General features: G+C 69.7%; 4 protein-coding genes. All 4 read left to right on the top strand.

All coding sequences use genetic code 11. The features are described from left to right. Positions 1-10 precede the first annotated feature (10 nt). The 4 genes from AB0I60_RS36125 to AB0I60_RS36140 all read left to right on the top strand — a co-directional run bounded on the left by AB0I60_RS36125 (position 11) and on the right by AB0I60_RS36140 (position 7788). On the top strand, positions 11-3220 hold the full coding sequence (locus AB0I60_RS36125; protein WP_360738406.1) for a GH92 family glycosyl hydrolase: 3210 nt from the start codon (positions 11-13) through the stop codon (positions 3218-3220). Between the two features lie 133 nt (positions 3221-3353). Next, entirely contained in the window at positions 3354-5627 is a 2274-nt protein-coding gene (locus AB0I60_RS36130) for a GH92 family glycosyl hydrolase (RefSeq protein ID WP_360738408.1), read from the top strand. 206 nt (positions 5628-5833) lie between these two features. After that, positions 5834-6748, top strand: coding sequence for an ABC transporter ATP-binding protein (locus AB0I60_RS36135; protein WP_360738410.1), 915 nt, complete (start codon positions 5834-5836; stop codon positions 6746-6748). Next, entirely contained in the window at positions 6745-7788 is a 1044-nt protein-coding gene (locus AB0I60_RS36140) for an ABC transporter permease (RefSeq protein WP_360738413.1), read from the top strand. Before AB0I60_RS36135 ends, AB0I60_RS36140 begins: the two co-directional genes overlap by 4 nt. The last annotated feature ends 176 nt before the right edge of the window (positions 7789-7964 follow it).

Below are 7964 nucleotides of genomic sequence, written 5' to 3' on the forward strand. Positions count from 1 at the left end.
AGGAGGGCTCGTGAGGACGGCACTGGCGGCAGCGGCATTGGTGGCAACCTCGGTGGTCCAACCGGTCGTGGCGCACGCCCAACCGGACGATCTCGCGCGCTGGGTGAACCCGTTCGTCGGCACCCGGCCGGGTGGCCCCGACCACGGGACCGGCGGCGGCGCCGGCAACACCTTCCCCGGCGCGGACGTGCCGTTCGGGATGGTGCAGTGGAGCCCCGACACGGTGACCCGCCAGCACGGCGGCTACTCCTACGACGACAACCGGATCAAGGGCTTCAGCCTGACCCACCTGTCCGGTGCCGGGTGCTCGACCTACCAGGACGTCCCGATCATGCCGTTCGTCGGCGAGGTGACGACGTCGCCCGCCGCCGACCCGGGCCGGTACGTCTCGACCTTCTCGCACGCGGCGGAGACCGCCACCCCCGGCTACTACGGCGTGACCCTCGACAACGGCGCGGAGGTCGAGCTGACCGTCACCCAGCGGACCGGCGTCGGCCGGCTCGCCTACCCCGGCGGCAGCACGTCCACCCTGCTGGTCGACACCTCCGGCTCGATCGCGGGCACCGACGACGCCGAGGTGACCATCGGCGCGGACTCGATCAGCGGGTGGGCCACCAGCGGCCGGTTCTGCGGTGCCGACCACCGCTACCGGGTCTACTTCCACGCCCGGTTCGACCAGCCGTTCGAGTCCGTCGGCACGTGGAAGAACGGCGCGGTCACGCCCGGCAAGCCCACCGAGCGCGGCGGCTCACCGCGCAAGGGGGACCTCGGTGACGCCCGCAAGACGCTCGCCGCGCAGGGCGAGGAGCGCTCGGTCGGCGCACTGGACACCACCGTCTCCGGACCGGGCAGCGGCGGCTACGTCACGTTCGCCGACCCGGACGTGACCATGCGGATCGGCTTGTCGTTCGTCTCGGTCGACGGCGCGAAGAAGAACCTCCAGGCGGAGAACGCCGCCAAGTCGTTCGACGCCGTCCACGCCGCCGCCCGCGAGGCGTGGAACGACCGGCTCGGCCAGGTCGAGGTCACCGGCGGCACGGACGCCCAGCGCACCACGTTCTACACCGCGCTCTACCACTCCCTGTTGCAGCCCAACGTGTTCTCCGACGTCGATGGGCGCTACCCGGGCTTCGACGGGCGCATCCACACCGCCGACAAGGGCCGTGCGATCTACACCAACTTCTCCGGCTGGGACGTCTACCGCTCGGAGATGCAGTTGCTCTCCCTGTTGGCACCGGAGGAAACCGCCGACATGGTCCGCTCCATGGTCGCCTTCGCCGAGCAGGGCGGGTCGTGGGACCGCTGGACGGTCGCCAACGGCTACACCGGGGTCATGGTCGGCGACCCCTACCACGTGATGGTGTCGAGCGCGTACGCGTTCGGCGTCAAGGACTTCGACGCCTCCAAGGCCCTGCTGCTCATGCTGCGCGGCGCGACCCAACCCACCCAGGGCTACGAGGAACGCCCGGGGCTCGAGGAGTACCAGGAACTCGGGTACGTCCCGATCGGCGCGCAAGGCGTCTGGGGAGCGCCCGCCACCACCCTGGAGTACACCAGCGCCGACTTCTCCATCGCCCAACTGGCCCGGCGGCTGGGCGACGGCGCGACCTGGCAGACGTTCATGAAGCGCGCCCAGCACTGGCAGAACATCTTCAACCCGGCCACCTCCTACACCCAGGCGCGCAACCGCGACGGGTCGTTCGTGGAGCCGTTCGACCCCGGCAACCCGGACAACTGGGTCGAGGGCAACGCCGCCCAGTACACGTGGATGGTCCCCTACAACGCGCGCGGCCTGTTCACCGCGATGGGCGGTGACGCGAAGGTCCGAGACCGGCTGGACTTCTTCTTCACCAAGCTCAACGCCGGGCCCGACGAGCCGCACGCGTTCCTCGGCAACGAGCCGATCATGCACAGCCCGTGGCTCTACAACTGGGCGGGAGCGCCGGCCAAGACCCAGTCCGTGGTGCGCCGCGCGGTCGACGAGCTGTTCGGCCCCGGCCCCAACGGGCTGATGGGCAACGACGACCTCGGCCAGATGTCCTCCTGGTACGTGTGGGCCGCCCTCGGCATGTACCCGGCCATCCCCGGCCGCGCCGAACTCGTCGTCAACAGCCCGCTGTTCCCCGAGGTCACCATCACCCGCCCGAACGGCGCACCGATCGTCGTGAAGGCGTCCGGCACCGGCGAGCACGTGGCGAACCTCAAGGTCGACGGCCGCGCGCAGACCCGGACCTGGCTGCCGGAGTCCCTGGTGGCCCGGGGCGGCACGGTCGAGTTCGACCTCGCCGCGGAGCCGACCACCTGGGGCACCGGGCCGTCCGACGCGCCCCCGTCGTTCCGCGACGGGGAGACCGGTCAGCAGTCCTACGTCTCACCCGGCCGCCTCGTGCTGCCCGCCGGCGGCACCGGCACGGTCACCGTCGGCGCGCAGGACTTCTCCGGCAAGGGCGGCAAGGTCGCGTGGAGCGCCCAGCCGCCCAGCGGCATCACCGTCACGCCGAGCCAGGGCGAGATCACCGCGCCACCGGGCGACAAGGCCGGCCAGACCGTGACGGTCGCCGTCGCCCCGGACGCGGCCGAGCAGACCCACCGCGTCCCGGTCACGTTCTCCAACGGCCAGCGCAGCACGATCTCCGTGCTGGTGGCCGACCCGGGCAGCCTGCGGGCCGCGTTCAACAACGTCGGCACGTCCCCCGACGACAACCAGGCCATCGGCAACTTCGACGGCGGCGGCTGGAGCTTCTCCCGCAAGGCGCTGGGGGAGAAGGGCTTGACCCCCGGGGCGAAGGTGACCCAGGACGGCATCACCTACACCTGGCCGGCCTCGCCGGTGGGCGAGCCGGACAACGTCAACACCACCGGCCAGACCGTCACCCTCGACGCCACCGGCACGAAGCTCGGCCTGCTCGGCAGCGCCGGCGGCGGCAAGGCGTCCGGCAAGCTCACCATCACCTACGCCGACGGGACGACCCAGGTGGAGGACGTCGGGTTCTCCGACTGGGCGCTGGGCGGCAACGCGACCACGCCGCCGTCGTTCGGCAACCGGGTCGTCGCGGTCACGCCGTACCGCAACAACTCCAGCGGGACGCCCCAGCAGCTCAAGGTTTTCGTCTTCGCCACCGAGCCGATCAGCTTGCAACCCAAGCAGGTCCGGTCGGTCACCCTCCCGTCGGCGGTCACCGGCGGTTCCTTCCACGTCTTCGCCACGGGCATCGGCTGACTCCCGGACGGCATTCGTGAACGATTGCCGACTTCCGCCCGTGCGTTCACCCGAATGGTCGGAGATGTGTGAGATGAACCGTCGGATTGGGTACGGTAAATCCGTGCTACGGGCAACCCTGGTATTCCTCGCCATGGCCGCTATGGTGGTACCCGTGACCGCGAACGCGCAGACAGACCCGGTCCGGTCGGTGAACACGTTCATCGGCACAAAAGACGAGGGAAACACGTTCCCGGGCGCTTCCGCGCCGTTCGGAAAGGCCCATTCGAGCCCCATCGGGTCGCATTACGCGGGCTGGCGCTACGACGACCCGGTGATCCGGGGTTTCGGCCACTTCTTCCTCTCCGGCGCGGGCTGCTGGGAACAGGGCGGCCTGGTGTCGATCCTGCCGACGACCGCGCTCCCCGCGACCTTCGACCACCGCCGCTACGGCGTCGGCTACGCGCACGAGGGCGAGGTCGGCGAGGCGGGCTACTACCGGGTGCGGCTGGCGTCCGGGATCACCGCCGAGTCCACCGCGACCACCCGGACCGGCGTCGAGCGCTTCACCTTCCCGCCCGGCGCCACGCCGCACGTCCTGGTCAACGTGGGGCAGGCCAACGACAAGGAGCCGGTCTCGGCCAGCAGCGTCCGCGTGGTGGACGACCGCACCCTGGCCGGCACCGTGACCGCGCAGGCGTTCTGCGGCGGCAAGCCCTACACGACGTACTTCACCACCACGTTCGACCGCCCGTTCACCAGGACCGGCAACTGGGGCGGCGCGGAGGGCGGTGCCGGACTGCGCGGCCAGTGGCTCACCTTCGCCGACGGCCCGGTCACCGCCGCCACCGCGATCTCCCACGTCGACCCCGCCGGCGCGGCGAAGAACCTGGTGGAGGCGCGCAACCGGACGTTCGACGACCTGCGCGACGCCGCACAGGCGTTGTGGCGCACCGAACTCGGCTCGGTCGAGATCGACACCGACAACCCCGCCGACCGCACGGTCTTCTACACGGCGCTCTACCACGTGCTGCTGCAACCGTTGACCGGCAACGACATCGACGGCCGGTACCGGGGTTTCGACAACGAGGTCCACACGGCCGAGGGCTGGACCTACTACGAGTACTTCTCGCTGTGGGACACCTACCGGGCGCACAACCAGCTCCTCGCCCTCCTCCGCCCCGACCGCGCCAAGGACGTGGCCCGGTCCGTGCTGACCGTCCACGAGCAGGGCGGGTGGCTGCCGAGGTGGGCGTACGCCAACCAGGAGACCAACACGATGACCGGCGACCCGGTCACCCCGTTCCTGGTGGACCTGTGGCGCTTCGGCGCTCTGGAGGGTCGGGAGGACGACGCCTACGAGGCGCTGTGGCAGAACGCCACCCGCGTCCCCGACCCGGCCTCGCCGTTCGAAGGCCGAGTGGGCAACCCGTCGTACCTGGAGAACGGTTTCGTCCAGTACGACAAGGACTTCCCGAAGAAGGGCCAGGACGTCGACCCGCACCACGGCGCGTCCGCGACCCTGGAGTACGCGCTCGCCGACTGCGCGCTGTCCGTCATGGCGGCGTCGCTGGGCCGGGCGGAGGACGCCGAAACCCTCCGCCGCCGAGCGGGGAACTACGAGGTGCTGTGGGACGACACGGTCACCGACCGGGGCTTCACCGGCTTCCCGCGCCCGAAGACGGCGGACGGCCGGTGGCTGACCCCGTTCACCCCGCAGGGCCGCGACGGCTTCCACGAGGGCACCGCGTGGCAGTACCAGTGGCTGGCCCACCACGACGTGCCGGGCCTGGTGGAACGCCTGGGCGGCAAGGAGAGGGCGACGGCCCGGCTGGACGACTTCTTCGCCTACGCCGACCTGGTCGCGGACCCGGCCAAGGCCGTCCGGGAGAAGTGGGTGGTCGGCCCGTACAACTACTACAACCAGTTCAGGTACAACCCGAACAACGAGCCGGACCTGCACGCGCCGTGGATGTACGCGCTGATGGGCCAGCCGTGGAAGACGTCGGCGGTCAACCGCGCGGCCCAGACCCTGTTCGTGGACGGCCCGAACGGCGTGACGGGCAACGACGACCTGGGCACGATGTCCGCCTGGTACGTCTTCAGCGCCCTGGGCCTCTACCCGGCCGTGCCGGGCACCGGCCAGTTCGTCCTGCACGCGCCGAGGTACGAGAAGTCGGTGATCCACCAGCAGAACGGCAACCAGATCGTCATCACCGCGACCGGAGCGGACCCCCGGGCCCTCCAGTACATCAAGGCCGCGCAACTGGACCACGTCCGCCACGACAAGGTGTGGGTGGACCACCACGTCCTCACCGGCGGCGCGAACCTCGACTACACCCTGACCCGAACCCCGTCCGAAGCCACCTGGGCCACCACCCCCGACAGCGCCCCACCGTCCCCCTGCGCCCAGCCCCCCGCGCCCTGACCCCACGCGGACACACCAGCCACCCTCACCCCGGCCACCACTCACCGCTCCCGGCCGACACCGATCACCATCTGCGGGCAACCAAACACACAGCGCAACGGAAAACGGCAACCAAAGTATTGTACTTGTGGAGCTTTGGTCACTTTCGTCGCTCGTCCGGCCCAGTTCCCCCACCTCGTGCTCACCGAGCGTCTACGTTCCCAGCCATGACAGGGGCACGCATACCAGCCGTGGTGGTCGCGGACATCCGCAAGCACTACGGCGACTTGAAAGCGGTGGACGGAGTGTCGTTCACCGTCGCCGAGGGGGAATTCTTCGGCATCCTGGGGCCGAACGGGGCCGGCAAGACCACGACCCTGGAAATCGTCGAGGGCCTGCGCAAGTCGGACGAGGGTTCCGTCACCTTGCTGGGCGAGAACCCGTGGCCGCGCAACACCAAGCTGCTGCCCAGGATCGGCGTGCAGCTCCAGGCGTCCAGCTTCTTCGAGAAGCTCACGGCGAAGGAACAGTTGCAGACGTTCGGCTCGCTCTACGGCGTCACCGCCAAGAAGGCCGACGAGATGCTCGAACTGGTCGGCCTGTCGGACAAGGCCAACGTGCAGGAGAACAAGCTCTCCGGCGGTCAGCGGCAGCGGCTGTCCATCGCGTGCGCGCTGGTCCACGACCCGGACATCGTCTTCCTGGACGAGCCGACCGCCGCACTCGACCCGCAGGCGCGGCGCAACCTGTGGGACGTGCTGCGGGCCATCCAGGCGCGCGGCAAGACCATCGTCTACACCACGCACTACCTCGACGAGGCCGAGATCCTCTGCGACCGCGTCGCCATCATGGACAAGGGCCGCATCCTCGCCATGGACGCGCCCGCCACCCTCGTCCGGGGCCTCGACGCGCCCACGCACGTCATCCTCCAGAAGGGCCTGCTCGGGGTGCCCGACGCCAAGGCCATCGAGGGCGTCGAGGACGCCCAGGAGGACGAGGTCTCGCTGACCATCTCCACCCGCAAGCCCGCGCCCGTGCTGTCCGCGCTGGCGGAACGCGGAACGCTAGACGGCCTGCAGGTGCGCACGGCCACGTTGGAGGACGTGTTCCTCAACCTGACCGGACGGGAGTACCGCGCATGACCGCGTTCAAGAGCCTGTCCATCGCCATGATCAAGGGCTTCCTGCGCGACAAGATGACGTTGTTCTTCGTCTTCTTCTTCCCGCTGATGTTCCTCGTGGTCTTCGGGCTGCTGTTCCGCGACGCCGGCGACGAACGGACGAAGGTCGCCGTGGTCGGCGACGGCCCGGTCATCACCGCCCTGGACAAGACCGGTGCGCTGGAGCTGGAGAAGTACGACAACGTCGACACCGCGCGCCAGAAGGTCAACGACGGCGACCTGCCGGCCGTGGTCGCCGTGAAGGGCAACGAGATCGAGCTGACCTTCGCCGCCAGCGACCAGGTGAAGGCGCAGACGGTCGTCGGCATCGTCTCGGGCGTGGTGGACAAGGTCAACGTCGCCGCCACGAACGCCCCGCCCACGTTCACGTTCGCCGCGAAACCGGTCGAGGACGCCTCGCTCAAGCCGATCCAGTACCTCACCCCCGGCATCCTGTCGTGGGCGGTCTCGATCTCCGGCGTGTTCGGCGCGGCCCTCACCCTGGTGTCGTGGCGCAAGAAGCAGGTGCTGCGCCGGATCCGGCTGTCCCCGGTCGGCCCCACCGCCGTGCTCAGCTCGCGCATCCTGGTCAGCATCGGCACCGCGCTGGCCCAGGGCGTGATGTTCGTGGCGGTCGCCCTGACGCCGTGGTTCGGCCTGCAACTGACCGGTCAGTGGTGGCTGGCACTCCCGCTGCTGATCCTCGGCACCACGGCGTTCTTCGCGGTCGGGATGCTCGTCGGCGCGTTCTGCAAGACGGAGGAGGCCGCCAGCGGCGCGGCGAACATCGTCATCATGCCGATGGCATTCCTCTCCGGCACCTTCTTCCCCGTGGAGAACGCCCCGGGCTGGCTCCAGACGGTCTCCAACATCTTCCCGCTGCGCCACATGAACGACGGAATGCTGGACGTCCTGGTCCGGGGCAAGGGAATCGAAGCCCTGGCCCTCCCCGCAGCCGTCCTCATCGGCTTCACCCTGGTGGTCGGCTTCATCGCCGCCAAGGTCTTCCGCTGGGAAGACTAGAAACAACAACGACAACCCACCCCTAGCGCGTCAGCGCACCAGCACCCAAGCGCGTCGTGTCATCCCCGTGTGGCCCGCGCGCAGCGAACCGCGCTTGAGTGGGTAGTGCAAGCACGCCCTTCGCTTGCACTACCCACTCAAGGGTGGTTGTCTCCGACCGGGCCACACGGGGATGA

It is taken from the genome of Actinosynnema sp. NPDC050436, assembly GCF_040655415.1.
Lineage (GTDB): Bacteria > Actinomycetota > Actinomycetes > Mycobacteriales > Pseudonocardiaceae > Actinosynnema.